This is a genomic window from Bradyrhizobium sp. 27S5 (assembly GCF_037217225.1).
Taxonomy (GTDB): Bacteria; Pseudomonadota; Alphaproteobacteria; order Rhizobiales; family Xanthobacteraceae; genus Bradyrhizobium; species Bradyrhizobium septentrionale.
In genome coordinates, this window is record NZ_CP147714.1 from 6,749,458 (window position 1) to 6,775,368 (window position 25,911).

24 protein-coding genes and 2 pseudogenes are annotated in these 25,911 nt (G+C 64.6%); 16 read left to right on the forward strand and 10 right to left on the reverse strand.

What is annotated here, in order from left to right:
- Positions 1–73 precede the first annotated feature (73 nt).
- The 6 genes from WDM24_RS31860 (at position 74) to WDM24_RS31885 (ending at position 4,472) form a co-directional block, all read left to right on the forward strand.
- A complete protein-coding gene (locus WDM24_RS31860) occupies positions 74–538 on the forward strand; it encodes a hypothetical protein (RefSeq protein ID WP_338828582.1) in 465 nt (154 codons plus the stop codon).
- Between the two features lie 13 nt (positions 539–551).
- Positions 552–827 (forward strand): hypothetical protein, encoded by a 276-nt coding sequence (locus WDM24_RS31865; RefSeq protein ID WP_338828583.1) that lies wholly within the window; start codon positions 552–554, stop codon positions 825–827.
- A 176-nt stretch (positions 828–1,003) separates the two neighbouring features.
- Entirely contained in the window at positions 1,004–1,258 is a 255-nt protein-coding gene (locus WDM24_RS31870) for a hypothetical protein (protein ID WP_338828584.1), read from the forward strand.
- 7 nt (positions 1,259–1,265) lie between these two features.
- On the forward strand, positions 1,266–2,210 hold the full coding sequence (gene dapA, locus WDM24_RS31875; protein WP_338828586.1) for a 4-hydroxy-tetrahydrodipicolinate synthase: 945 nt from the start codon (positions 1,266–1,268) through the stop codon (positions 2,208–2,210).
- 125 nt (positions 2,211–2,335) lie between these two features.
- Positions 2,336–3,721 (forward strand): nodulation protein NfeD, encoded by a 1,386-nt coding sequence (locus tag WDM24_RS31880; protein ID WP_338828587.1) that lies wholly within the window; start codon positions 2,336–2,338, stop codon positions 3,719–3,721.
- Positions 3,711–4,472, forward strand: a complete 762-nt coding sequence (locus WDM24_RS31885; RefSeq protein WP_029079089.1) for a slipin family protein — start codon at positions 3,711–3,713, stop codon at positions 4,470–4,472. Before WDM24_RS31880 ends, WDM24_RS31885 begins: the two co-directional genes overlap by 11 nt.
- On the opposite strand, the gene WDM24_RS31890 is transcribed toward WDM24_RS31885, so the two are convergent.
- Positions 4,442–4,633, reverse strand: coding sequence for a hypothetical protein (locus WDM24_RS31890; RefSeq protein ID WP_166214621.1), 192 nt, complete (start codon positions 4,631–4,633; stop codon positions 4,442–4,444). The genes WDM24_RS31885 and WDM24_RS31890 overlap by 31 nt on opposite strands.
- A gap of 1 nt (position 4,634) precedes the next feature.
- Positions 4,635–4,904 (reverse strand): hypothetical protein, encoded by a 270-nt coding sequence (locus WDM24_RS31895; protein WP_338828588.1) that lies wholly within the window; start codon positions 4,902–4,904, stop codon positions 4,635–4,637.
- Positions 4,905–5,163: 259 nt separating this feature from the next.
- Here WDM24_RS31895 and corA point away from each other — a divergent pair, with 259 nt between their 5' ends.
- From corA to lon, 3 genes are all read left to right on the forward strand, one after another.
- Entirely contained in the window at positions 5,164–6,180 is a 1,017-nt protein-coding gene (gene corA, locus WDM24_RS31900; protein ID WP_338828589.1) for a magnesium/cobalt transporter CorA, read from the forward strand.
- A 178-nt stretch (positions 6,181–6,358) separates the two neighbouring features.
- Entirely contained in the window at positions 6,359–6,763 is a 405-nt protein-coding gene (locus WDM24_RS31905; RefSeq protein ID WP_029079092.1) for an Hsp20/alpha crystallin family protein, read from the forward strand.
- A gap of 10 nt (positions 6,764–6,773) precedes the next feature.
- The gene (gene lon, locus WDM24_RS31910; protein ID WP_338828590.1) at positions 6,774–9,152 is read left to right on the forward strand and encodes an endopeptidase La; all 2,379 of its coding nucleotides are present in this window, start codon (positions 6,774–6,776) and stop codon (positions 9,150–9,152) included.
- 147 nt (positions 9,153–9,299) lie between these two features.
- Here lon and WDM24_RS31915 read toward each other — a convergent pair whose 3' ends face one another.
- Positions 9,300–9,494, reverse strand: coding sequence for a hypothetical protein (locus WDM24_RS31915; RefSeq protein WP_035976334.1), 195 nt, complete (start codon positions 9,492–9,494; stop codon positions 9,300–9,302).
- Between the two features lie 214 nt (positions 9,495–9,708).
- Between WDM24_RS31915 and WDM24_RS44555 the strand changes: the two are divergent.
- The 6 genes and pseudogenes from WDM24_RS44555 to WDM24_RS31945 all read left to right on the forward strand — a co-directional run.
- Positions 9,709–9,898 (forward strand): annotated as a pseudogene (locus WDM24_RS44555) (S16 family serine protease); the annotation flags it as partial.
- A gap of 112 nt (positions 9,899–10,010) precedes the next feature.
- Positions 10,011–11,081, forward strand: a complete 1,071-nt coding sequence (locus WDM24_RS31925) for a PAS domain-containing sensor histidine kinase (protein ID WP_338828592.1) — start codon at positions 10,011–10,013, stop codon at positions 11,079–11,081.
- Positions 11,078–11,701: a response regulator transcription factor gene (locus tag WDM24_RS31930; protein WP_166298353.1), complete on the forward strand. Its 624-nt coding sequence runs from the start codon at positions 11,078–11,080 to the stop codon at positions 11,699–11,701. Before WDM24_RS31925 ends, WDM24_RS31930 begins: the two co-directional genes overlap by 4 nt.
- A gap of 205 nt (positions 11,702–11,906) precedes the next feature.
- Positions 11,907–13,172, forward strand: coding sequence for an amidohydrolase family protein (locus WDM24_RS31935; protein ID WP_338828593.1), 1,266 nt, complete (start codon positions 11,907–11,909; stop codon positions 13,170–13,172).
- Positions 13,173–13,295: 123 nt separating this feature from the next.
- Positions 13,296–13,781: a DUF1097 domain-containing protein gene (locus tag WDM24_RS31940; RefSeq protein ID WP_338832481.1), complete on the forward strand. Its 486-nt coding sequence runs from the start codon at positions 13,296–13,298 to the stop codon at positions 13,779–13,781.
- 217 nt (positions 13,782–13,998) lie between these two features.
- Positions 13,999–15,546 (forward strand): gamma-glutamyltransferase family protein, encoded by a 1,548-nt coding sequence (locus tag WDM24_RS31945; RefSeq protein WP_338832482.1) that lies wholly within the window; start codon positions 13,999–14,001, stop codon positions 15,544–15,546.
- 22 nt (positions 15,547–15,568) lie between these two features.
- Here WDM24_RS31945 and fdhF read toward each other — a convergent pair whose 3' ends face one another.
- The 7 genes and pseudogenes from fdhF to mobB all read right to left on the reverse strand — a co-directional run bounded on the left by fdhF (position 15,569) and on the right by mobB (position 24,869).
- A complete protein-coding gene (gene fdhF / locus WDM24_RS31950) occupies positions 15,569–18,334 on the reverse strand; it encodes a formate dehydrogenase subunit alpha (protein WP_338828594.1) in 2,766 nt (921 codons plus the stop codon).
- Positions 18,331–20,037, reverse strand: coding sequence for an NADH-ubiquinone oxidoreductase-F iron-sulfur binding region domain-containing protein (locus tag WDM24_RS31955; protein ID WP_338828596.1), 1,707 nt, complete (start codon positions 20,035–20,037; stop codon positions 18,331–18,333). The genes fdhF and WDM24_RS31955 overlap by 4 nt, the downstream gene beginning before the upstream one ends.
- Positions 20,038–20,188: 151 nt before the next feature.
- Positions 20,189–20,464, reverse strand: a complete 276-nt coding sequence (locus WDM24_RS31960; protein WP_338828598.1) for a hypothetical protein — start codon at positions 20,462–20,464, stop codon at positions 20,189–20,191.
- An 89-nt stretch (positions 20,465–20,553) separates the two neighbouring features.
- Positions 20,554–22,206, reverse strand: coding sequence for an OFA family MFS transporter (locus WDM24_RS31965; protein ID WP_166298358.1), 1,653 nt, complete (start codon positions 22,204–22,206; stop codon positions 20,554–20,556).
- Between the two features lie 323 nt (positions 22,207–22,529).
- Complete coding sequence (locus WDM24_RS31970) at positions 22,530–22,799, reverse strand: sulfurtransferase TusA family protein (RefSeq protein ID WP_029079102.1); 270 nt, start codon at positions 22,797–22,799, stop codon at positions 22,530–22,532.
- 62 nt (positions 22,800–22,861) lie between these two features.
- A pseudogene (gene glp, locus WDM24_RS31975) lies at positions 22,862–24,113 on the reverse strand (gephyrin-like molybdotransferase Glp).
- Positions 24,114–24,341: 228 nt separating this feature from the next.
- Positions 24,342–24,869 carry a molybdopterin-guanine dinucleotide biosynthesis protein B gene (gene mobB / locus WDM24_RS31980; protein WP_029079104.1) on the reverse strand — a complete coding sequence of 176 codons (528 nt, stop codon included), beginning with the start codon at positions 24,867–24,869 and terminating at the stop codon, positions 24,342–24,344.
- 93 nt (positions 24,870–24,962) lie between these two features.
- On the opposite strand from mobB, the gene WDM24_RS31985 reads away from it, so the two are divergent.
- Positions 24,963–25,853, forward strand: coding sequence for a formate dehydrogenase accessory sulfurtransferase FdhD (locus WDM24_RS31985; protein WP_338828599.1), 891 nt, complete (start codon positions 24,963–24,965; stop codon positions 25,851–25,853).
- Positions 25,854–25,911 lie beyond the last annotated feature (58 nt).

Genomic DNA, 25,911 nt, shown 5'->3' on the forward strand with positions numbered 1-25,911 from the left:
CCGGCCATTTTGGGCCTGCGGCCAATGCCTCGAGCCACTCCTTCTTGGGCCGCGCGTAGAACGAGATGACGTCATGTCCGTGCTATCCCAAAACTCCTCGACCGACCTCGGCGACCGGCTGCGCGACGCGTATGCGGTCACTGCCGAGTTCATGGCCGACATCATCAGCCAGACCTGCCGGCGCTTTCCCTCGGTCGGGCAGAACGGCAAGAGCGCCCGGGTCGAGCGCCTGATCCAGTCCGGCGCCTGGACCGATGCAGCGATCGCGCTGCTCGATCTCGAACTGCCGCAATGGCAGGTCCGCCGCCTGGTCTATGACGAGGGCGAATGGCATTGCGCATTGTCGCGCGAACGCGAACTTCCGGACTGGCTCGACCAGTCGATCGAAACCCACCATACCGATCTCGCGCTCGCGATCCTCAGCGCCTTCGTCGAGGCACAGCGGATCTCTGCGCCCGACAGCCGGACCAGCGTACCCACCGTCCGTCGCGAGACGCGCTCGCTCTACGAACCGCTGTTCGTCGACAATATCGGTTGATGGCGGCCCCGCCGTGAACACCAAACAACTGCCGCGGCAGCTGCAATCGGCCCAGGTCCTGGTCCGGTTCGGCTTCCGGCTCGCCATCATGATCGGCTTCGCCGTGTTCGCCGGCACAGGCTTCGGCAAGGGCCTCGTCACGCTGCTGTGGATGTCGGCGCTGATCTGCGCGCTGGCCGGGCTCGTCAAGCGCGAGATGCCGTTTGCCAAAAACCTCAATCACTGGGACGAGATGACCGCCTATGTCGCGCTGTGCGCGCTCGGCACCGGCATCATCCAGCGCCTCTGAAATCACCCCTCAAATCCTATGCCGCTCCTATGAAGTCGCTGCTCGCACGCGCTCGATTTCATATCCGGCAAATCAGACATTGATCGCGTGACTGTGACTGAAGCGTTTTCGAGCGAAATGGATACCGGTTCGCGTGAAGAAAACGCGTCAAAAACAAAAGAGCAAGGCCTACCACCGTGAAACTCGTCGAACCTCCCTCGTGTAGCGCAGCGTCCACCATTGTCTTCATCGGCCGCAACCACCGCGGCCAGTGGGTCGCCCAGCAACAGAACGGCCTCTATGGCGGCCTGTTCGTCAACCGCGCCCAGGCCGTCAAATACGCGCTGTTCGAGAACGGCCAGCACCCTGAAATGATCGTCGAGCTGTCGCGCGAGATCGAGCTCGATATGCGCGGCGAGACCGCGAACCTCCCCGCAAGCCGCGTGGCCTGAGCCCCCCATGACTGCGAAAGCGGCGACTGCGAAAGCGGCTTCGAAAGCAGACACGGCCGAATGGCTGTCGGGCTTCATCCCCGATCTTCCGACCCCCTTCAACCATCAGGGCGAGATCGACGCCGAGGCGTTCGGCCGGCTGTGCGAGCGCCAGATCGCGGCCGGCGCGACCGCGCTGGTGGTCGGCGAGACCGCGGGCGAAAGCTCGACGCTGGAGCCTGCGGAGCGCGTGCACTTGGTTCGCATCGCAGCCGGCGTCGCGCGCAAGCGGGTCCGCATCATCGCCGGCGCCGGGTCGAACGCAACCGATCGCGCCGTCATGTTCACGCGGGCCGCGGCGGCGGCCGGCGCCGACGCCATCATGTCGGTCGTGCCCTATTACAACAAGCCGATGCCACAGGGCATGGCCGCGCATTTCCAGGCCGTCACCGCGGCCACCACGCTGCCGGTGATCCTGCACGACATCCCGTCGCGGACGGTGAAGGGCCTCACCGACGAGACGCTGCTCGAGCTCGCCGCAGCGCCACGCATCGTGGGATTGCGTGACGGCGGCGGCGACGTCGCCCGCCTGGCGCGCCTGCGCCCACGCCTTCCGGCAACGTTCCGGATGCTGACGGGCGACGACAATTCATCGCTCGCCTATATCGCGGCCGGCGGCGATGGCTGCATCTCGGCCGTGGCGAACGTCGCGCCCGATCTGTATGTGGCCGTTCACAGGCATTTCCGCGAAGGACGGTTGTATCAGGCGCGGGAGCTGCACCAGCGGCTGGTGCCGCTCGCGACCCTGCTGGAGCGCGAGCATCCCGCCGCCTTGAAATTCGCGCTGGCGCTGCTCGGGTTCATGCAGCCGGCGACGCGGCTGCCGATCGTCCAACTCAACGGATCGGCGAAAGCCGAGCTCGCACAGGCGATGGCCGAGCTTGCCGACGAATACCTCGCCGCCGCGCAGTGAGACGTGCCGGCCCGACGCAAGTCATCGCAATGCACAATGGCACGCGCCGGCATCGCCCGTGACACCACGCCCCATATTGAGGTTCCGATGCGGCGCCCCATATTTTCGGCAAGGGAGTGCTTGCCGTGCAGACCTTAAGGGCAGCCCTCGTTGCGGCGGCCGCGCTCATCGCCCTCTTTGTCTCCATCCGTCCCGGTGCCGCGGAGGACAACAGCCGCCTCGCCCTGACCGTTTCGATCGATGGAGCGATCGGGCCGGCGTCGGCCAGCTATGTGAAGGGCGCCCTGGCCAAGGCCGCCGAACGGCGCGCCGAGCTTGTCGTGCTGCGGCTGAATACGCCGGGTGGTCTCAACACCAGCATGCGCGAGATCATCGCCGACGTGCTTGCCTCTCCTGTCCCCGTGATCGGCTATGTCGCCCCCTCCGGCGCGCATGCGGCGAGCGCCGGAACCTACATCCTCTATGCGACGCACATCGCGGCGATGGCGCCAGGCACCAATATCGGGGCCGCAACGCCGGTGCAGATCGGCGGCGTACCGGGTCTGCCCGGCCCCGACAAGGACACCAAGGATGGTGACCGCCAGCAGCAACCGAAGGATACCATGACGGCGAAGGCGACCAATGACGCCGTCGCTTTCATCCGCAGCCTCGCCGAGCTGCGCGGCCGCAACGCCGACTGGGCCGAGAAGGCGGTGCGCGAGGCCGCCACCCTGTCCACCAACGCTGCGCTGCAGGCCAATGTCATCGAGATCATCGCACGTGATCCGGCCGATCTGCTCAGACAGGTCGACGGTCGGACGGTGGAGGTCGCAGCCGGCAAGACGCAACGGCTTGCGACGAAGGATATCGCGATCGAAGCGATCGAACCGGGCTGGATCTCGCGCCTGCTTGCGGTCATCACCGATCCCAACGTTGCATTCATCCTCCTGATGGTCGGCATCTACGGGCTGATCTTCGAATTCATGTCGCCCGGCATGGTCGCCCCGGGGGTCGTCGGCACGATCTGCCTGCTGCTCGGCCTCTACGCCCTCAATCTGCTGCCGACCAACTACGCGAGCTTCGCCCTGATGCTGGTCGGGATCGCGCTGCTTGCCATCGAGGCCTTCAACCCGACGGTCGTGATCGGCGCCGGAGGGCTTGTCGCCTTCGTGCTGGGCGCGCTGATGCTGTTCCGGGACGAGACGCCGGGCTACGGCCTGTCATGGTGGGTCATCGGCATCACCGCGGCGGCGCTTGCTGCCTTCCTCGTTGCCGTGCTCGGCGCGCTGCGCCGCGCCGCCCGGGAGCAGCTGCGCCTTGGCGCCCAGGCCATGCAGGGCCTGTCGGCCGAGGTGCTCGACTGGTCCGGGACATCAGGTCACGTCTTCACCAATGGCGAGCGCTGGCAAGCGCGCGGCACCGAGACGTTCCAGTCCGGAGAGACCGTCGAGGTCGCCAAACTGATCGATTTGACGCTGGTGGTGCGGCGCGCGCCGATCGCCACCGGCAGGGAGGTACAGCATGATGCTTGATTATTTCGGCTATGCGGCGCTGGCGCTGGTTGTCGTGATATTCCTGACGCAGGCGGTTCGTGTCCTGCGCGAATATGAGCGCGGCGTCGTCTTCACGCTGGGCCGCTTCACCGGCGTCAAGGGCCCCGGGCTCTTCCTCCTGATTCCGATCGTGCAGCAGCTGGTGAAGGTCGATCTCCGGGTGGTGGTACAGGTGGTGCCGCCCCAGGATGTGATTTCGCGCGACAACGTCTCGGTCAAGGTCAACGCCGTTCTCTACTTCCGCATCGTCGATCCCGAACGCGCCATCATCAAGGTCAGCGACTATATGGCTGCGACCAGTCAGCTTGCACAGACCACGCTGCGCTCGGTGCTCGGCAAGCACGAACTCGACGAGATGCTCGCCGAACGCGACCGGCTCAACGCCGATATCCAGGAAATCCTCGACAAGCAGACCGACGCCTGGGGCATCAAGGTGACCGGGATCGAGATCAAGGATATCGATCTCAACGAAACCATGGTGCGGGCGATTGCCAAGCAGGCCGAGGCGGAACGGTTGCGGCGCGCCAAGGTGATCAACGCCATGGGCGAGCAGCAGGCCGCCGAGAAGCTCGTCGAGGCCGGGCGGATCCTCGCGCAGGAGCCGCAGGCGATGCAGCTCCGCTACTTCGCGGCGCTGCAGGACATCGCCGGCGAGCGCTCCTCAACTGTGGTGTTTCCGCTGCCGATGAATCTGCTCGATCACCTGACGCGCCGCAGCGAGGCAACCTGACCCGGCTGATGCTTGGCCCGCCAGGCCGGTCCCGGGCCGCGCATGTAGTGCGCCTCGGGTCGGTAAACGCTGATCGGCTCCTCGCCGATCCAGGCGAGGAATTTGAACAGCCCCTCTGCCGCGCTGCGCAGCAGGACACGGATCGATGAAACGACACGCATCTCAGTAGTCCCATTTCTCGCCGAGCACGACCGGCGGGCGCGGATATTTCTCGGCATCGCCGCCGCGCGTGTTCAGGTTCATCCGCGCCCAGTCCTCATGGCCGCGATGCAGCAAGAGCTCGTTGCGCAGACGATGGATCTTCGCGGCGGCGATCGAGCGGTGGATCGCCCTGAAGCCAAGGACGATCCGCCGGATCGTCCGCTTCAGTACGGGGTGCATGGCAGCGGCCGGACGGTGCGGCCGGACATCGTGGAGTTGGAGCAAGGTCATGTCCCACCTTCCTGTTGGCGGCGCGCAAGCGCACCGCGTCAGCCCAAAAGATGCCGACAACACCGTAGGAATTCGAGAGGACCCGCCGCGATGCGGCATAGGAGCCGTATAAAGACCAGCCAATCCCCAATGGGATGCGCCCCATGCCGCCCCCACAAGCCGGGACGCAACGTCTCGGCGTGTTGACCGGCGCCCATTCAGTGCTAGCCTTTTGGCAACGAATAGCGTCAAGCGGGTTCGATAACCGAGGGTGGAGACCATGGACCTCGTATCGCCAACCGTCGCAACCGCCGGGCCCGTCAATTCCGATGGCGTGATCGCGGCAGGCGTCTACGTCGAAGGACGACGCATCGCCAACATCGCGATCGACGAAGCCGCGAACTGGCGCAGCAAGCCGGACCATGTGGTGTGGATCGGCCTGCACGAGCCAGACATCACGCTGCTCAGAAGCCTGCAGCGGCAGTTCCAGCTGCACGACCTCGCGATCGAGGATGCGAACCATGCACATCAGCGGCCGAAGATCGAGCAATACGGCGACGCGCTGTTCATCGTGGCACGCACCGCGCAGCTCGACGGCGAGAGCATCGCCTTCGGCGAGACGCATCTGTTCGTCGGCGAGGGATACATCGTCTCGGTGCGCCACGGCGCCTCGACGTCCTACACGCCGGTCCGCGAGCGTTGCGAGAGTTGCCCGCGCGCGCTCGCCCGCGGCGAGGACTACATCCTCTATGCGATCCTCGATTTCATCGTTGACAACTACTCACCGGTGCTCGAGACGATCCAGGAGGAGGTCGAGGCGATGGAGGCGGAGGTGCTTGCAAGCGCGATGACGCGGGCGCAGATCGAGCGGCTGTATCTGCTGCGACGTGACCTGCTGCGTCTGCGCAACGCGGTCGGGCCGCTGGTGGAGGTCTGCCGCAGACTGGAGCGCGACGACCTGCCGATGGTGCGCGAGACCATGCGCCCGCTGTTCCGGGATGTCACGGATCACGTCCGCACCATCCAGGAACGGATCGATGCCCTGCGCGAGGTGCTCGCCTTTGCATTTGAAGCAAGCCTGCTGGTCGGTCAGGCGCAGGAAACGGCGATCTCCAAGAAGCTCGCCTCATGGCTTGCGATTGTTGCCGTGCCGACCGCCGTCGCCGGCATCTACGGCATGAACTTCAAGTACATTCCGGAGCTGCAATGGGAGTACGGCTATTTCGTTGTGATGGGCCTGATGCTGGTCGCATGCGGCGGGCTGTTCTGGCGATTCCGGCGTTCCGGCTGGCTGTAGGCAGCGATCAGAACATCGAGCCATTGCGGTCCGGGCAGAGTGCAGCGGCGCATCGCACACGTGCCGCAAATCGCGAGATTTCGGACAATTTTACCCCCGAACGGCGACGCGAGGGGCCGGTTTACGGTCGGCGGCAAGACCGGTAACCTCGCCTCCCAATGCGACGTGGAGACTGCCCATGGGCCCCAAGGATCCGATCAACTGGATGCTGACAGACGCGATCGAGGCGCTCGCCCGGGCCGAACGGTTGCACCAGAGTTTCCTGAACCTGCGCCCGCAGGCGGGCAGCGAGCCGAGCTGGGAACCGCCGATGGACGTGATCGAGACGGACGAGGAAATCCTCATCCTGGTCGCGCTGCCGGGGGTCGACCCCGATGAGGTCGAGGCCGCGCTCGACGGCGGCACGCTCGTGATCTCCGGCCGCCGCATCCTGCCCGCGGAGCTCCGCGACGCCCGCATCCTGCGCCTCGAGCTGCCGCAGGGCCGGTTCGAGCGCCGGATCGCGCTGCCGACCGGTCGCTACACCATCAGTCGCTTTGCCGCGCATGGCTGCGTCGGCCTGCGGCTTGGCAAATCGAGCTGAGGATTTCGACATGGCTGCTTCAGACGTTTCAGGCTCGACCACGGCATCGGCGCCGATCCCCAGCGACGCGCTGGTCATCATCGCGGTGCGCACCACCGTGTTGTTTCCCGACGTCATCATCCCGATCTCGATCAACCGCGCCAAATCCATCGCCGCGGCCCAGCAGGCGGTGCGCGAGCAGCGCCAGATCGGTATCCTGCTGCAGCGCGACCCCGAGGCTGACGATCCCGGCCCGGACGGGCTGTACCGTGTCGGCACCGTCGCCAACATCGTGCGCTACATCACCGGCGCCGACGACACCCATCATCTGGTCTGCCAGGGCGTGCAGCGCATGCGCGTGCTCGACTATCTGCCCGGCACGCCGTTCCTTGCGGCCCGCGTGCTGCAGATCCCCGAGCCCACCACCACCTCGCCCGAGATCGAGGCGCGTTTCCTCAACCTGCAGCGCCAGGCGCTGGAGGCCGCACAACTGCTGCCGCAGACGCCGCCCGAATTGATCGCCGCGCTGCAGAGCGCGACCTCGCCGGCGACGCTCGCCGACCTTGCAACCTCCTACATGGACATCAAGCCGCCGGAGAAACAGGACATCCTGGAAACCATCGATCTCGCGGCGCGGATGGACAAGGTGTCGCGGCATCTCGCCGAGCGCATCGAGGTGCTGAGGCTGAGCCAGGAGATCGGGCAGAAGACCAAGGCGGTGTTCGACGAGCGGCAGCGCGAGGCGATCCTGCGCGAGCAGATGGCGACGATCCAGCGCCAGCTCGGCGAAGGCGACGGCAAGGCCGCGGAAGTGGCCGAGCTGACCAAGGCGATCGCCGAGGCCAAGATGCCGCCGGAAGCCGAGAGCCAGGCCCAGAAAGAGCTGCGCCGCTACGAGCGGATGCCGGAGGCAGCCGCCGAGTCCGGCATGGTGCGCAACTATCTCGACTGGCTGATCGACCTGCCCTGGAGCCTTCCCGAGGAAAAGCCGATCGACATTGCCGAGGCGCGCAAGATCCTCGACCAGGATCATTATGGGCTGGAGAAAATCAAGAGCCGCATCATCGAATATCTCGCGGTGCGCAAGCTCGCGCCCGGCGGCAAGGCGCCGATCCTCTGCTTCCTCGGACCGCCCGGCGTCGGCAAGACCTCGCTCGGGCAATCGATCGCGCGCGCGATGTCGCGGCCGTTCGTCCGCGTCTCGCTCGGCGGCGTGCATGACGAGGCCGAGATCCGCGGCCATCGCCGCACCTATATCGGCGCGCTGCCTGGCAACATCATCCAGGCGATCAAGAAGGCCGGCGCGCGCAATTGCGTGATGATGCTGGATGAGATCGACAAGATGGGCCGCGGCATCCAGGGCGATCCGTCGGCCGCGATGCTCGAAGTGCTCGACCCCGAGCAGAACGGCACCTTCCGCGACAATTATCTCGGCGTGCCGTTCGACCTGTCGCGCGTCGTGTTCATCGCCACCGCCAACATGCTCGACGGCGTCCCGGGCCCGCTGCTCGACCGCATGGAGCTGATCAGCCTTCCCGGCTACACCGAGGACGAGAAGCTCGAGATCGCCAAGCGCTATCTGGTGCGCCGCCAGCTCGAAGCCAATGGGATCAAGGCCGAACAGGTCGAGATCGATCCGGACGCGCTGCGGCTGATCATCAAGAGCTACACCCGCGAGGCCGGCGTTCGCAATCTCGAGCGCGAGATCGGCAAGGTGCTGCGCAACGTCGCGGTGCAGATCGCCGAAGGCAGCACGAGCCACGTCACCATCGCGCCAAAGGACATCGTGACGCTGCTCGGCCAGCCGCGTTTCGAGAACGAGATCGCGATGCGCACCAGCATTCCCGGCGTTGCCACTGGCCTCGCCTGGACCCCGGTCGGCGGCGACATCCTGTTCATCGAGGCCTCACGCACGCCGGGCCGCGGCGCGCTGATGATCACCGGACAGCTCGGCGACGTCATGCGGGAGAGCGTGCAGGCCGCGCTGACGCTGGTGAAGAGTCGCGCTGCCCAGCTCGGCATCGATCCCGGCGCGTTCGAGAAGAGCGACATCCATGTCCACGTTCCCGCCGGTGCTACGCCAAAGGACGGCCCGAGCGCGGGCGTTGCGATGTTCACCGCCCTCACCTCGCTCTTGACCGACCGCACCGTGCGCAGCGACACCGCGATGACCGGCGAGATCTCGCTGCGCGGTCTCGTGCTGCCGGTCGGCGGCATCAAGGAGAAGGTGGTCGCGGCCGCAGCCGCGGGCCTGACCCGGGTGATGCTGCCGGCGCGCAACAAGCGCGACTACGACGACATCCCCGCCGGCGCCCGCGCCAAGCTGGAGTTCATCTGGTTGGAGCGCGTCGACGACGCGATCGCTGCGGCCCTGGAGGCCGCGAAGACCACGCCTGCCGCCGCGGAATGAAAGCAAGCAGCACCTGGCTGGAGCATTTCCGGTTCTGATTGAATCAGAACCGAAGCTCTAGCTTTTTGTTTTGACGCGTTTTCTTCACGCGAACCGCGGTCCATCCCGCATCAAGTGCGGGACAGGCTTCGCTCGAAAACGCTCTGGCTAGCCCGCACGACGCCCCTTGAAATATCCGGCGTTCGTCGTGTTCTGCTTGATGTTGGCCGTGTCGCCCTGCTCTGCAGGGTTGCCCACCGCCTTGGTGGATGACGTGTCCTTCTTGACCTCCACTCCGCCACCCGTGCCCTTGGGGCTGCGGTTGGCCGGCGGGATCGGCGGCATCTTGTGGTGACGTGACATGGTTACGCCTCCAACGCTGTCTGTCTCTGACTCGCTTTGACCTGCGCGATGGGTCGTCCCCGGCGCGATCCGAGCGAGCAACACAGCCTTAGCGCCTTCCCGATATCAGGCGCCCCAACATTTTTTCAGCGATGCGACAGGCCCGCTTACTTGATTTTCGCAGGCGGCCTTCCCTGGACCGTCCGTGAGAGCTGGCCTCGAAGACGGCGACCCCGGCCTCGTGCTGCCGGTCGGCGGCATCAAGGAGAAGTTGGTCGCCGCCGCAGCCGCGGTCTGACCGTGTGATACTGCCGGCGCGCAACAAGCGCGACTACGACGACATCCCCGCCGGAGCCCGCGCCAAGCTGGAGTTCATCTGGCTGGCGCGCGTCGACGAAGCGATCGCACGCCGCGGCAAGCGGTGATTGACCATCCCTCCATCCGTTTCGCATTTGCGAGAAAAGCAACGGCGCCTCGCGCAAATACTACAGACGATTTTCCACTATGCAGGTATCGCGAAGTTGATAGTGTTCAACGATGACCGGCGATGGACAACAGGAGCGGCAACGAGCGCTGCTCGACAATATTCCTGACATGGCATGGCTCAAGGATCGCAAGTCGCGCTATCTTGCAGTCAACTCGGCCTATCTGAAAGTCGTCGGCCTGCCTGAACACGAGGTGATCGGAAAAGCCCCATCGGAGGTATGGCCGCCGGAGATCGCCAATGTCTATCTGCGCACCGACCGCGCCGTCCTGAAGAGCGGCAGGCGTCGACGGTACGAGGAATCCCGTCCCGACAACAACGGCGAACCGCGTTGGTTCGAGACCATCAAAGCCCCCATTCGCAATGAAGCCGGGCGCATTGTCGGGACTGTGGGCATATCCCGCGATATCACCGAGCGAAGGGCGGCAGAAGACGAGCTTCGCCGCTCCAGATCGCAGTTGCGCGAGCTCTCCTCATACCTTCAGTCGGTCCGGGAGGAGGAGCGCACGAGAATCTCAAGGGAGCTCCACGACGAGCTGGGTCAAACACTCACAGCGATGAAGATCCAGTTGACCTGGATCCGGGACCATCTGTTCTCGTCGCCAGACGTCCTGCGCCTCCATATCGACCGACTCGTTTCTGTCGCAGATCGTTCGGTGACGGACCTTCGACGCATCGCGGCCGACTTGAGGCCGATCATGCTGGACGAGCTCGGTCTCGTCTCTGCGATCAAGTGGCTGACACAGAACTCCACCGAGATGAGCGGGCTCGACGTCTCCCTGTCCTTTGATCGGGAGGATATTGCCTACAGCAAGGATGTGAGCACGGGCGTGTTCCGTATCGTCCAGGAGTCACTCACGAATGCGCTCCGCCACGGACATGCCAGGCAGGTCGACATCAGCGCACGGCACGTCGCGGACGAGCTGCAGCTCGATATCGTCGATGATGGCTGCGGTATCGACAACGTGATATTGCCGCGCGATGGCTTAGGCCTCGTGGGTATGCGTGAGCGCGCCTTTTCCCTCGGAGGATCGATCGACGTTTCCGGCGCTACGCATAGCGGAACGCGCGTTTCGGTGCGCATTCCGCTCCACGTCTCCGAGGAAGTCCGGACCGGGCGATGACACGTCTCATCATCACCGACGACCACACGATCTTCCGCGAGGGATTGAAGCAGATTCTCGCGGATCAGGCAGATATTGACATCGTCGGCGAGGCGCGAAGCGGCGAGGAACTGCTGGGGCTGCTGGAAACGACGCCGTGCGAAATCGTGCTGCTCGATCTCTCCATGCCTGGAATCAGCGGGATTCCGCTGCTCCAGCTCCTCAAGGCCAAGCATCCAGGGATTCGCATCGTCGTCCTCAGCATGCATGAGGAGCATCAGTACGTCATCGAATCGCTGAAGGCGGGCGCTGCGGGATACGTCACCAAGAATAGCGCAAGTCATCAGCTGATCCAGGCAATCAGGACCGCTGCGCGAGATGAAATGTTTGTCAGCGCGGCGACGCGAGAAGCCGCCCGGCGGCCGCCGGTGACGGAATTCCCGCATATCCGATTGACCAAACGCGAACGCGAAGTCTTCGATATGCTGGTTCTTGGCCGCAAGATCACCGACATTGCCCGCAGGCTCAATCTGAGCATCAAGACCGTGAGCACCCACAAGGCGAACCTGATGGAAAAGATGGGGGCTGCAACGGTCGTCGACCTGGTTCATTACGCGCTCCGAAATCAGCTCGTCGAGTGATCCGCCCGACATCCGACCGGTTTTACGCGGCACTCCTGCAAACCCGGGGACGCGCCGGCAAGGACTTCACACCGGCATTCTAGGATTATTCCTAGCCGCCTCCTAGGAACCCACCGATTATCCCGCGGCAGGTTCTGCCCTAGGCTTCTCAACGCGTCGGAGAAACAAAAAAGAAAACTCCGATGAAGCCAGGGAGGAATCATCGATGGAAATGGTCGTTCGCCAGGTTCGGCTTAGCGACGAGCAGCCCCTCATGGATATCGGAATTCGCGGAGGACGAATTGCGGCGATTGAGGAGAGCCTCGACAGGATGGGTGAAGAGGAGATCGATGCGGAGGGCCGCGTCGCCATGCCTGGCTTCATCGAACCGCACCTGCATCTGGAAAAGGCGTTTGTGCATCGACGGCTGCCCGCTCGTTCGGGAACCCTCGAAGAAGCCATCCGGGTCACCGGAATCCTCAAGGCGAAGCAGGAGCGCAGCGATGTGCTGGAGCGATCGCGCAGGGTTCTGGACATGGCGGTCCGCAACGGCACGGTCTTCGTTCGCGCCCATCCGGATGTCGACCCGATCCAGGGACTGATCGGAGTCGAGACCGCCCTGGAGCTGAAGGACGAGTACAAGGATTTGCTCGATCTGCAAATCGTTGCCTTTCCGCAGGAAGGCCTGCTGAAGACCGCGGGCGTGATCGATCTCATGGAGCAGGCAATAGCGATGGGTGCCGACGTGGTCGGCGGCTGTCCCTATAACGAGCTGAGCTGGGACGATACGTGCAAACATGTCGACAAGGTGTTCGATCTGGCTTTGAAGCACGATCTCGACATCGACATGCACGCCGACTTTGCCGACGACACCGACGACAGGCGCTTCGCCGCGGCGGAATACATCGCGCGAAAAACCATCGATACGAATTATCGAGGCAGGGTCGCCCTGGGCCACATGACGAGCCTCGGTGCTCTGACGTCCGAACAGGCAAAGCCGGTCATTGATCTGCTGCGGGAAGCGGACATCACCATCGTCACGCTGCCCGCCACGGACACCTATCTCGGCGGCCGGAAGGACGATGCGCGGCCACGTCGTGGCCTGACACCGGTGCGCGCGTTGCATGCGGCGGGCGTCAATGTTGCCTACTCCTCGAACAACATCCGCAACGCCTTCACCCCGTTCGGGAAAGCCGACCCGCTTCAGATCGGCAGTCTGCTGGCCCACCTCATCCAGTTTGGCACGCCCGAACATCAGCTCGAGGTTCTCAGGATGGGCACCTCCAACGCCGCGCGTGCGGTGGGGTTGTCCGATCAGTACGGTCTGGCGGTGGGCAAGCCGGCGGACATCGTGATCTTCGACACGTTCGCCTTCGGGGATGTGTTGCTGGACATTCCGCCGCGCTCCTGGGTTCTCAAGCGCGGACGCGTGACGGTCGTTACCCGGCATGAGAGTCGAATCTGCAGGGAATGCGGCCACGCTCATTCGTGATGGGCGAGCCGTAGCGGAAGCCGAACAAACAAACAAAAGCATCAAGCGAGGAAACCACACATGACAAAGCTGCCAGCCGAAGTTGTCGCGTCACTTCTAGCCGTCACCACGATCTTCATCAGCATGACCTCATTCCACTCCCCGCCGTGGGCGATCTTCATCACATGGGCGGGCACATTCGCGGCCGGCGGGCCCTCCATCGGCTTGCTGAAGAAGTTCTGGCCCACCATGATCATCGGCGGCATTTTCGCCTACATCATCGTGGTTTGCTTCAAGTTCTCCGCGCAGCACCTGACGGGGACTGCCCAGATCCTCGCCGAGTGCGTCATCCTGTTCGTCTTCAACGGCGCAATGATGCTGCTGGGACGCATTCCTGCCCTCAGCTTCGTCCCGGGAATGTTCTTCGGCTTCGCATCGTACTTCGCAACCGTGTTCGGAGGATTTGGGCCGGTACCAGGCGATCCGCTCGCCGCACTGGCGGCCTCGCTCCTGATGAATCTGCTGGGACCGATCTACGCCTGGCTGACCGCGCACTTCGGAGCTCACCACCATCATACCGAAACCGCAGATCAACGCCTGCCTGAGGTTGTCCCCTCCCGACAGGCGTGACTTGTTTGTGCGGAAATCATGCTCGGGCAAAAGGGGCCGGGATCGTGGTGCGATTTTATGAAATCGCATCACGATCTGGAAAGTGCCGACCGCTCCTTGTCTGCAAGTGAATTGAAGGAACACGATGAATCTCCATGTCGATAAAACCTCCGCTCGATCTGACCGCGTTGCCGAGGCAGCACCGGGATCGCTGACGCAAGCCCGCTCGACCCATGGCATGGTGACGAGCCCGCATGGGCTGGCCACCGAAGCAGGTCTGAAGGTGCTGCGTGACGGCGGCAACGCCATGGAGGCGGCGATCGCCGTCGGAGCCGTGATCACGGTCACCTGCCCGCACTTCTGCGGAATTGGCGGCGATGCCATCTGGATCATCGCCGACCGCAGCGGGCGCAAGAATGTCCTTCTGGGGCTCGGCCAGGCGGTGGAGCATCTGCCGAACTTCCAGGATGCGATCCCCTTCCGCGGTCCCGGCTCCACGATCGTCACGGCAGGTGCCGTCGACAGCTGGGAGCAGGCTCATGCCTATTCGAGGGCACATTGGGGTGGGCAGTTCAGCTTCCCGTCGCTGCTGGATGCAGCGATCGGCTACGCCGAAAACGGCTTTCCGATCACCGCGTCACAGCTGTATTGGCTGGACTTCAGAAAGACCGAGGTGAACCGCTGGCCCAACTTCTGCGCGACGTTCATGCCGAACGGGCATCGTCCCAAAGAGGGGGAAAGCTTTGCTCAGCCGAACCTGGCGCACAGTCTCAAGGCGATTGCCCGGCACGGCGCGCGCGAGTTCTACCAGGGAGAGCTTGCTGCAAGGATTGCCAAAGGGCTGGTAGCAGTTGGCTCTCCGGTGACCGCGAACGATCTTCTCAAGACACGATCTTCCCTGGAGCAACCGGTCAGCCTCGATTACCGGGGCTTCACGTTACTCGCGCCGCCGCCGCCGACACAGGGCATTTCGACCCTCGCCATCATGGGGGTCTTGCGCGAGTTCGACCTCGGCAAGATTCCTGAAGGCAGTGCGGACCACTACCATCTGTGTGTGGAAGCGGTGAAGCAGGCGTTCCTGGACCGGCCCCGCATTGCGGATCCGGATTTCACCGCACAACCGCCTGACCAATGGCTGGCTCCCGGCCACCTCAAGCGCAAGGCGCAATCGATCAAGATGGACCGCGCGCTCGACTGGCCGCATCCGTTCAAGACCGGCGACACGGTCTACTTTGCGGTCACCGACCGGTTCGGGCACAGCGTCAGCGTCCTGCAAAGCACCTATTACGACTGGGGCAGCGGCATCGTTGTCGGGGATACCGGCATTCTCTGGCAGAACCGGGGAGCCGCCTTCAGCCTTGATCCGCGCAGCCCGAACGTTGTTCGCGCCGGGAAGCGTCCGTTCTATACGCTTAATCCAAGCATGGTCCTCAAGGAGGACACTCCATACGCTCTGTGCGGCACGCAAGGAGCCGACGGGCAACCGCAAACGTTGGCGGTGCTGCTCACACGTCTCCTGGACTATCGCCTCGACCCACAGGAAGCGCTGGCGCGCCCGCGTTTCCTGCTTGGCAAGACATTCTCGGACCAACGCGACAGCCTCAAGCTCGAGGCCAGCGTCAGCGGCGCCGCGCTCGATGATTTGGCGAGGCGCGGCCACAGCATCGCGACCATTCCCGCGCTTAGCCCGCTGGCCGGACAGGCCGGAGCCATCGTGATACAGGACGATGGCACGATCAAAGGCGCACACGATCCGCGTGGCGACGGATGCGCCATGGGACTCTAGGATGGGATATTAGGCGCTCGCTCTACTCCGCCGCCGAACGGAACTCGGCCTTCTCGGCGCGCACCGCGCAGAACTTGAATTCCGGGATCTTGCCGAACGGGTCGAGCGCCGGATTGGTCAACAGGTTCGCCGCCGCCTCCGCGTAGCAGAACGGCATGAACACCATGTTCTCCGGCACGTCGCGGTCGGCGCGCACCTTGACCTCGACGGCGCCGCGGCGCGTCTCGAGGCGGATGAAATCGCCTGGTGCGAGCCCCTTCTTCCGCATGTCCTTCGGCGTCATGAACGCGACCGCTTCGGGCTCGATCTGGTCGAGCACCTGGGCGCGACGCGTCATCGAGCCGGTGTGCCAATGTTCGAGCACGCGTCCGGTCGACAGCACCATCGGATACTCGGCGTCGGGCAGCTCGTCCGGCGGGATCACCTTGGCCGGCACGATCTTGCCGCGGCCGCTCTCGGTCGGGAAACCGGTCGTGAAGATGATCTCATTGCCCGGCTTGTCCGGATCGTCGACCGGATAGGTCACCGCGCCCTCGCGGACCAGGCGCTCCCACGTGATGTTCTTCAGGGACGGCATGAGCTGAGCCATCTCGGTGAAGACCTCGCCGGGCCCCGCATAATTCCAGGGCAATCCCATCCGCTTGGCGATCTCCTGGATGATCCAGAGATCCTGCCTTGCATCGCCCGGCGGCCTGATCACCTCGCGCGCCAGCTGTACGCGGCGATCGGTGTTGGTGAAGGAGCCGGACTTTTCGGCGAACGCCGAGGCCGGCAGGATGACGTCGGCGTGGAACGCCGTCTCGGTGACGAACAGGTCCTGCACCACGAGGTGATCGAGCATGGCCAGCGCGCCGCGCGCGTGCTGCAGGTCCGGATCCGACATCGCCGGATTCTCGCCCTCGACATACATGCCGTGGATTTCGCCGGCGTGGATCGCGTTCATGATCTCGACGACGGTCAGTCCGCGCACCGGATCGAGCTCCTGCCCCCACAGCTTCTCGAAGGCGCCGCGCATGTCGTCACGGCCGACCGGCTGATAGTCCGGCAGGAACATCGGGATCAGGCCGGCGTCGGAGGCGCCCTGCACGTTGTTCTGCCCGCGCAGCGGATGCAGCCCGGTGCCGGGGCGGCCGACCTGGCCGGTGATCAAGGCCAGCGCGATCAGGCAGCGTGCATTGTCGGTGCCGTGGACGTGCTGGCTGATTCCCATGCCCCAGAAGATGATCGACGACTTGGCACGCGCATAGGCACGCGCCACCTCGCGCAGCGTCTCCGCGGGAATGCCGCAGATCGCCGACATCTTCTCGGGCGTGAAGTCGACGATCTTGGCCTTGAGCTCTTCGTAGCCCTCGGTATAGCCGGCGATGTACTGCTCGTCAGTCAGGCCTTCGGTGATGATCGTGTGGATCATCGCGTTCAGCATCGCGACGTCGCTGCCCGGTTTGAATGCGAGGTGCTGCGTGGCGTGGCGCGACAGCGTCTGCCGGCGCGGATCCATCACATACAGCTTCGCGCCGCGCTTGGCGGCGTTCTTGATGAAGGTCGCAGCGACCGGATGGTTCACGGTCGGATTGGCGCCAATCACCCAGATCACTTCCGCATCGGCCGCGGCCGCGAACGGTGCCGACACCGCGCCGGAGCTCAATCCCTCGAACAGCGCCGCCACCGACGAGGCGTGACACAGACGCGTGCAGTGATCGACATTGTTGGAGCCGAAGCCGGTGCGGACCAGCTTCTGGAACAGATAGGCTTCCTCGTTCGAGCCCTTGGCCGAGCCGAACCCGGCGAGCGCCTTCGCACCCTTTTCGTCGCGGATTTTCCGTAAGCCCGCCGCAGCAAGATCGAGCGCCTCTTCCCACGTCGCCTCGCGGAAATGGGTGTAGGGGTTGGCCGGATCGACCTGATCGTTGGCGTCCTTCTTGACACCCGGCAGCCGCACCAGCGGCCTGGTCAGGCGATTGGGGTGATGGATGTAGTCGAAGCCGAAGCGGCCCTTGACGCAGAGCCGGTTGTGGTTGGCCGGGCCGTCGCGGCCTTCCGCATAGATCACCTTCTCGTCCTTGACCTGGTAGGTGACCTGGCAGCCGACGCCGCAATACGGGCACAGTGAATCCACCTCGCGATCGGGATAGGTGACGCGGGTCTGCTTGTCGTCGAGCATCACGGAGGGCATCAGCGCGCCGGTCGGGCAGGCCTGCACGCATTCGCCGCAGGCCACGCAGGTCGACTCGCCCATCGGGTCGTCGAAGTCGAATACGATTTTCGAGCCGTGATTACGATAAGCCATGCCGATGACGTCGTTGACCTGGACCTCGCGGCAGGCACGCACGCACAGGCCGCACTGGATGCAGGCGTCGAGATTGACCCGCATCGCCGGATGGCTGGCATCGGCGGTCCAGCGCTCCGCCGCCGGAAAGCGGCTTTCGGTGACGCCGGTCTTCTCCGCCCAGTGCCAGAACTTGGAATCCGGATCGTGCGAGGTCTCGCGCGCCGGCTGGTCGGCGACCAGAAGCTCCATCACCATCTTCTGCGCCGCGACGGCGCGCGCGCTCGCGGACTTGACCTTCATGCCGACCGACGGCGTGCGCTTGCAGGACGCTGCCAGCACGCGCTCGCCCTCGATCTCGACCATGCAGGCGCGGCAATTGCCGTCGGGCCGGTAGTCCGGCGCCGGCGAGTAGCAGAGATGCGGAATCTCCTGCCCGCCGCGCTTGGCGACCTGCCAGATGGTTTCGCCCGGATTGGCCTCGACCTGCTTGCCGTCGAGCTCGAACGTGATCTTGGTCATTCGGCAGCTTCCTTGAACTCGTCGGGGAAGTATTTGATCACCGATGTCAGCGGATTGGAGGCGGCCTGGCCAAGGCCGCAGATCGACGCATCGCGCATCGCCTGGCTCAATTCGTCGAGCAGGGCCCGGTTCCAGACCGGCCGCTCCATCAGCTGCGCCGCCTTCTGGGTGCCGGCGCGGCACGGCGTGCACTGGCCGCAGCTCTCGTCCTCGAAGAAGCGCATCAGGTTCAACGCCGCGAGGCGGACGCTGTCCTGCTGCGACAGGATCACGATCGCCGCCGAGCCGATGAAGCAGCCGTATTTCTCCAGCGTGCCGAAATCGAGCGGGATGTCGTCCATCGAAGCGGGCAGGATGCCGCCCGATGCGCCGCCCGGCAGATAGGCGTGGAAGACGTGGCCGTCGGCCATGCCGCCGCAATATTCGTCGATCAGTTCGCGCACCGTGATGCCGGCGGGTGCGAGCTTCATGCCGGGATTCTTCACCCGGCCGGAGACCGAGAAGCTGCGCAGCCCGTGCCGCTCATGACGGCCATGGCTCTTCCACCATTCCGCGCCCTTCTCGACGATGTCGCGCACCCACCACAGCGTTTCGACATTGTTGATCAGCGTCGGCAGGCCGAACAGGCCGACCTGGAACGGGTAAGGCGGCTTGTGACGCGGCAGGCCGCGCTTGCCTTCGATGCTCTCCAGCAGCGAGGATTCCTCGCCGCAGATATAGGCGCCGGCGCCGCGGCGCATGTGCAGCTTCGGGCCGCCGGCGGGAAGCTTTGCGATCTCGCGTTCGAGGATTTCGCGGGCGGCCGGATATTCGTCGCGGATGTAGATATAGACCTCGGGCGCGTCGACGACATGCGCGCCGATCAGCATGCCCTCGAGGAAGCGATGCGGATCGGTCTCGAGATAATAGCGATCCTTGAACGTGCCGGGCTCGCCCTCGTCGCCGTTGACCGCCATCAGCCGCGGGCCGGGCTCGCCGAGCACCGCGCGCCATTTGCGCCCGGTCGGAAAGCCGGCGCCGCCGAGCCCGCGCAGGCTGGCATCATCGAGCGATTTGAGCAGGTCTTCCCTGGCGAGCTCACCTGAGCGCAGCTGGTTGAGCAGTTTGTAGCCGCCGTCCGCGACATAGGCATCATAGCCGATCGTGGCCGGCAGATGCGCATGGGTGTCGCCGGCCTTCGCTGCCGCCAGCACATTGTCGACGGTGGCATGGTCGATGAAATTGTGACCGACCTCGGCGGCGGGCGCGGTGTCGCAACGCCCGACGCAGGGCGCGCGCACGACTCGGATGCCGGGGCCCGCTTTGTCCTTGAGTTCTTCGAGCAATCGCTCCGCGCCCAGCATCGCGCAGGTGAGCGAATCGCAGACCCGGATCGTCAGCGGCGCGATATCGGGCTCGCCCTCCTTCACGATGTCGAAATGCGCGTAGAAGGTCGCGGTCTCGAACACCTCGGCGAACGACAGCTTCATCTCGTCGGCAAGGGCGGCAAGATGCGCCGCCGAGATCTGGTGATAAGTGTCCTGGATCAAATGAAGGTACTCGATCAGCATGTCGCGCTGCCGCGGACGGTCGCCGAGCAGTTGCTCGACCTCGTGGGCTGCGGTCGGATCGACCTGGCGGCCCTTGGGCGTGGCCTTGGCGCGCTTCCGCCCGGCACCGGGGTGCTCGAAATTGCGGACCTTGTGAACGTCATCCGTCGTCATCAGGGCGTCTCGTTTCCTGCTGCCAGATCAATAGTCTAGCCGTTGGCATGCCAGATGCCAACTAAATTCGAAGCATTCCAAACAGCATTAAGGGCATGCAGCCGGCGCTGTCACGCCCTTTGAAACCAACCCATTGCGGAGCGGGCGGTTCTCACGTCTTGCCCATGCACTCCTCGATGTAGAACCAGCGGTCGTCACCGGTCAGTCCCTTCGACTTCACCTCGCCGCGGCAGGCCTTGAGCTTGGGCTTGTTGGCGCGCCACTGCGCCTTCATGGCCCTCAGCTTCTCCATGGTCAGCTTGATCTTCGACGGCTTGGCCGTGGTGGCGGCCGGTGCCGGGGCGGCCGGCGCCGCGGTCTGGGCCGACGCGGCATGAAGCCCTATCGCGAGCAGCGCGGCGGCAAGGCAAATCCGGGTGCGAAACATCAAAATCCCCCAATCCTTTTTCTGTTCATTGAATAAAGCGAACGCCGCAGGTGCCGGGAACCGGCAACCCGCGGCGATGATGATCGCGGTCAGAGGATTTTGACTGCGCTGAGCAGCGTCATGTAGATGCCCCAGGCCAGCGGAATGCCGACGAACAGCCAGAACAGCGCCGCCCTGCCGTCCAGACCGCCCTTGCCGATGCCGAACGATCCGGTCGCACCATTGCCGCCGGTCGCCGTCGCCGCCTGCAACTTTGCCACCTCGGCGTCGCTCATGTGCCACTTCGGATCGACCGGCTTGATCAAATAGTTGCAGATGAAGCCCGCGATCAGCATGGCGCACAGGATGTACATCGTGGTGTTGTAGAGCTGGTCGCGCGGCACGCCGGCGGCGAGCTGGAATTCGCGGATGTAGTTCACCACGACCGGGCCGATGATGCCCGCGGTCGACCACGCCGTCAGCAGCCGGCCATGGATCGCGCCGACGAACTGGGTGCCGAACATGTCGGCAAGATAGGCCGGCACGGTGGCGAAGCCGCCGCCATACATCGACAGGATGATGCCGAATCCGAGCACGAACAGCAGCTTCGAGCCCATCGCGGCGAAGGTCGGCGCCAGGGCATAGAGCACGATGCCGAGCACGAAGAACGTGTAATAGGTGTTCTTGCGGCCGATCTTGTCCGACAGCGAGGCCCAGAAGAACCGGCCGCCGATGTTGAACAGCGACAGCAGGCCGGCGAAGCCCGCGGCGATCGCCGCGATCTGCGCCTTCTGCGAGGCGTCGAGCGCGTTGAAGCCGATATTGGGCAGCCCGATCAGCTTGCCGGCGAAGATCTCCTGCAGCATCGGCGAGGCCATGCCGATCACGCCGATACCGGCCGACACGTTCAAGCACAGCACCCACCAGATCAGCCAGAACTGCGGCGTCTTGTGCGCGTTATCGAGGTGCACGTTCTTGGTCGAGATCATCGCGTTGGCCTTGGCCGGCGGCGTCCAGCCCTCCGGCTGCCAGCCAGACGGCGGCAGGCGGTAGCGGAACGCGCCGATCATCATGAACACCAGATAGATCACGCCCATGGTCAGGAAGGTTTCCCAGACACCGACCGAGGTCGGCGTCTTGAAATAGTTCATCAGCAGATTGGCGAGCGGTGCGCCGATCATGGCGCCGCCGCCAAAGCCCATGATGGCCATCCCGGTCGCCATGCCGCGGCGGTCGGGGAACCATTTCACCAGCGTCGACACCGGCGAGATGTAGCCGAGGCCGAGCCCGATGCCGCCGATCACGCCGGAGCCGAGCCACATCAGCCACAATTGATGGGTGATGATGCCGATCGCGCCCAGCACGAGACCTCCGCACCAGCACAGCGCGGAAACGAAGCCAGCCTTGCGCGGGCCGACGCGCTCGAGCCAGCCGCCCCACATTGCGGCGGATAGACCGAGCACGACGAAGAACAGCGTGTACATCCAGCCCATGCTCGCGACCTTCCAGTCGCAAGTGGTCGTGAACAATTCCTGGAACAGCGAGATGTCCGGGCATGCCTTCGGCGCGGTCAGGCCGATCGCGCGCGACAGCGGCAGCCAGAACACCGAGAAGCCGTAGGCCATGCCGATGCACAGATGGATGCACAGCGCGGCCGGCGGCACCAGCCAGCGATTGAAGCCGGCGGCCGCGATCGTGTGTTCCTTGTCGAGGAAACCTGCGCCTGCAGCCGATACGCGTCCGGCGCTGCTCATCGTCGTCATTGAAACCTCCCTGCAGCCGCCGTTGCATCAGGCGTTCTGCCGTGTTCGATCCCGTCCCATCCCATTGCGGCGCAATCATCACATTGCTCCGCGCATTTCCTGCATGCGCCGGGATCAGCCACGCGCATTCCCGAAATGCCAACCCCCGACACGGCCGGATATGCCCCGGTCGCGCGGCCCGCTCTGAACGTTAGGCCTGCCCTGTATTGCCCCACGCGCCCTGATCCGGGCACGACTTGATCTCCACAACCCGGTGGAGATTATCAATTCGCGCAGAATGGAAAATAGGTGTCGATTGGCAAAAGGTAGATATCAAGCTGCATCTAGCGCGCACGCGGCGATGCAGCATTTGAATTATCTATCGTGCCATTTGCTTTCTCGATCAAAAAAACGATGCGAACGTCGCTTCGTTCGGTGATCTCGACCTTGTCGCCGGTCTCCCGAATGAGATTCGGGATGTCGATCACCGAAAGCGGATCGGTGCAGTGCACTTCGAGGAAATCGCCCGCCGTCACGCTCTTCAGCGCCTTGCGCGTCTTCAGCGCGGGCAGCGGGCATTTCAGGCCGGTGAGATCGAGCTTTGTCGTGGTCATGATTCGACCATGGCGGAGCCGCCTTGCATCGTCAACGCGCCCTGCGTCGTCAACGCCGGCACTCACATCAGGCTTGCATAGGACAGGAAGCCGACCGTCTGGCCGGGCTCGACGCGCGTCAGCTGCTCGCCCAATTCGACCAGTCCGTCGGTGTCGACCAGCGACGACAGCAGGCCGGCGCCTTCGCGGGGAAACTTGACCGCCTCGCGCGCGCCGTCCGCCGCCTGACGAAGGCTGACGCGGACATATTCGCGCCGCGCGATCTTCTTCTTGTAGGCAAAGGCCGCGCGCACCGGCAACGGCACCAGCGGCTCCTGCCGCGCGCCCATCAGCGCCAGCACGGTCGGCCGCACCACATGAACGAAGGTCACGAAGCTCGCCACCGGATTTCCCGGCAATCCGATCAGCGGCGTGCCGTCGATGATGCCCATCGCCACCGGCCGCCCCGGCTTGATCGCCATCCGCCACAGCACGAGCTTGCCGACCGCCTCGACTCCGGCCTTGACGTGATCCTCCTCGCCGGTCGAGACCCCGCCGGTGGTCAGGATCAGGTCGTGCGCGCCGGCAACGTCGCGCAGCGCGGAGGCAAGTGCTGTGCGCTCGTCGCGCAGGATCCCGAGATCGCTGACCTCGCAGCCGAGCCGGCGCAGCATCGCCATCAGCATGAAGCGGTTGGAGTCGAACAGCTGCGGCGGCGCGCGGTGATCGCCGGGTGAGACCAGTTCGTCGCCGGTGGAGAACACCGCAACCCGCAGCCGCCTGACCACGGTGAGATCGGTCAGTCCCAGCGCCGCTGCGAGCGCGACATGCTGCGGCCGCAGCCGTTGCCCTTCCTGCAGCGCAACATGCCCGAGCGGAATGTCCTCGCCGGCCGGGCGGACATTGGCGCCCGGCTTCAGCCCCGCCGGCAGCACGACATTGCCGTGCTCGAGCCGGACATCCTCCTGCATGAACACGGTGTCGGCGCCCTCGGGCATCGGCGCGCCGGTGAAGATGCGCATCGCCTCGCCGCGCTTCACGGAGGCCTGCGCCGACGCGCCGGCCTGCACGCGGCCGGACAGCGGAAACGCCTGCGCCTCGGTGGTCGGCAGGTCGGCGCTCGCCACCGCATAGCCGTCTACCGCGGAGTTGGTGAAGGGCGGCAGCGGCAGCGGCGCTGCGATGTCGCCGGCGAGCACACGGCCGTCGGCTGCCGCAAGCCGCACGTTCTCGACATCGGACACCCTGCTGACGCGTGCGGCAATCAGGCTCACCGCCTCGTCCACCGACATCATCGCCGCCAAAGGCAAAGCAATCGTCGGACAGTTGCGCCATTCCGCCTCGTCAAAGTGAAATGAGATGAGCTCGCGTTACAACCGCAGCGGGATTGTGCTCCCTCTCCCGCCTGCGGGGGAGGGCTGGGGTGGGGGTGCCACCACGAGTCACATTGTGGAAAGAGCCCCCACCCGCATCGCATCTCGCGATGCGATGCGACCTCCCCCGCAAGCGGGAGAGGTGATGCGAATTCGTGGACAGGGCGATCCGACCAAAGGTCATCATACTTCAGCTCCCGGCCGAAGCCACAGCCAGCACGTCGTCGACCGCGATCGCGGATCGCAGCATCAAGGCGGCGACCTCCTCGATATCGTCGAGATGGGCGATCGGCAGCGACGTTTCGACCGCAACGTCGCTGGCGATGCCGACCACGCTCGCATCGTCGGGAAACAGCAGCGGCTTGCCGTTGGCCGCGCGATGCACCTCGATCTTGTTGACCGGCTCGCGCTTGAACCCCTCGACCACGACCAGATCGACCGGCGCCAGCTTGGCGAGCAGCTCCGGCAGGCGCGGCTCGGATGCCCCGCGCAGCTCGTGCATCAGCGCCCAGCGCCGCGTCGAGGACACCAGCACCTCGGTCGCGCCGGACTGCCGGTGCACCCAGGAATCCTTGCCCGGCACGTCGACATCGAATTCGTGATGGGCGTGCTTGATCACGGAGACGCGAAGGCCGCGGCCAAGCAGATACGGGATCACCCGCGACAGCAAGGTGGTCTTGCCGGCGCCGCTCCATCCCGCGAGGCCAATCACTTTCATTGCAGTCTCCCTACCGGCCGGAACCGGGGACTAGGCATCAGCTCTTGACGCTTTATATCGGCTGTGAGCCGTTGTCATGCTAGCCTGACCAACATGATGAAAATCGAGAAAGCGCCTGTTCCCCTGATCGTCCCCAATCCGGACGATCCGCGCCTGACCGAGCGCGTCACAGGCACCGACCAGACCAGCGCGGCGGTCGAGATCAGGGTGCCGGTGGAGCGGCCGCTGACGCTGTATCTCAATGCGCAGGAGATCGTCACCATGATGACGATCGGCGACTATCCGGAATATCTGGCGCTCGGCTATCTCCTGAACCAGAACATGCTGAAATACGACGACGTCGTCACCGAGGTCGAGTATCACGACGACCTCGACGTCGTGGTCGTCCGCACCGAGCACAACACCAATTTCGAGGCGAAGCTGAAGAAGCGCACCCAGACCTCGGGCTGCGCGCAGGGCACCGCGTTCGGCGACCTGCTCGAGGCGGTCGAGAGCGTCGCGCTGCCCAAGGCCGAGTTGCGCACCTCCTGGCTCTACCAGATGACGCACACGATCAACACCATGCCCTCGCTCTATCTGGAGGCGGGCGCCATCCATGGCTGCGTGCTGTGCAAGGAAGGCACGCCGGTGTGCTACACCGAGGACGTCGGCCGTCACAACGCGGTCGACAAGATCGCGGGCTGGATCTATCGCCATGGCGTCGATCCCGCCGACAAGATCCTCTACACCACGGGACGGCTAACCTCGGAGATGGTGATCAAGACGGTGCGGATGGGAATCCCGATCCTGGTGTCGCGCTCGGGCTTCACGGCATGGGGCGTCGAGCTGGCGCGGCAGGTCGGGCTGACGCTGGTCGGGCGCACCCGCGGCAAGCGCTTCATTGCACTGTCCGGACAGGAGCGCATCGTGTTCGACCAGAATCTCGACTATGTCGAGGATGAATCCGCGCGCCACAAACGCAAGGGCGAAGCGCGTGACGACTGACGTTACGACGCGCCTTGACCCGGCGCAGATTCCCGGCGTCCTGCTGGCGGGCGGCCTG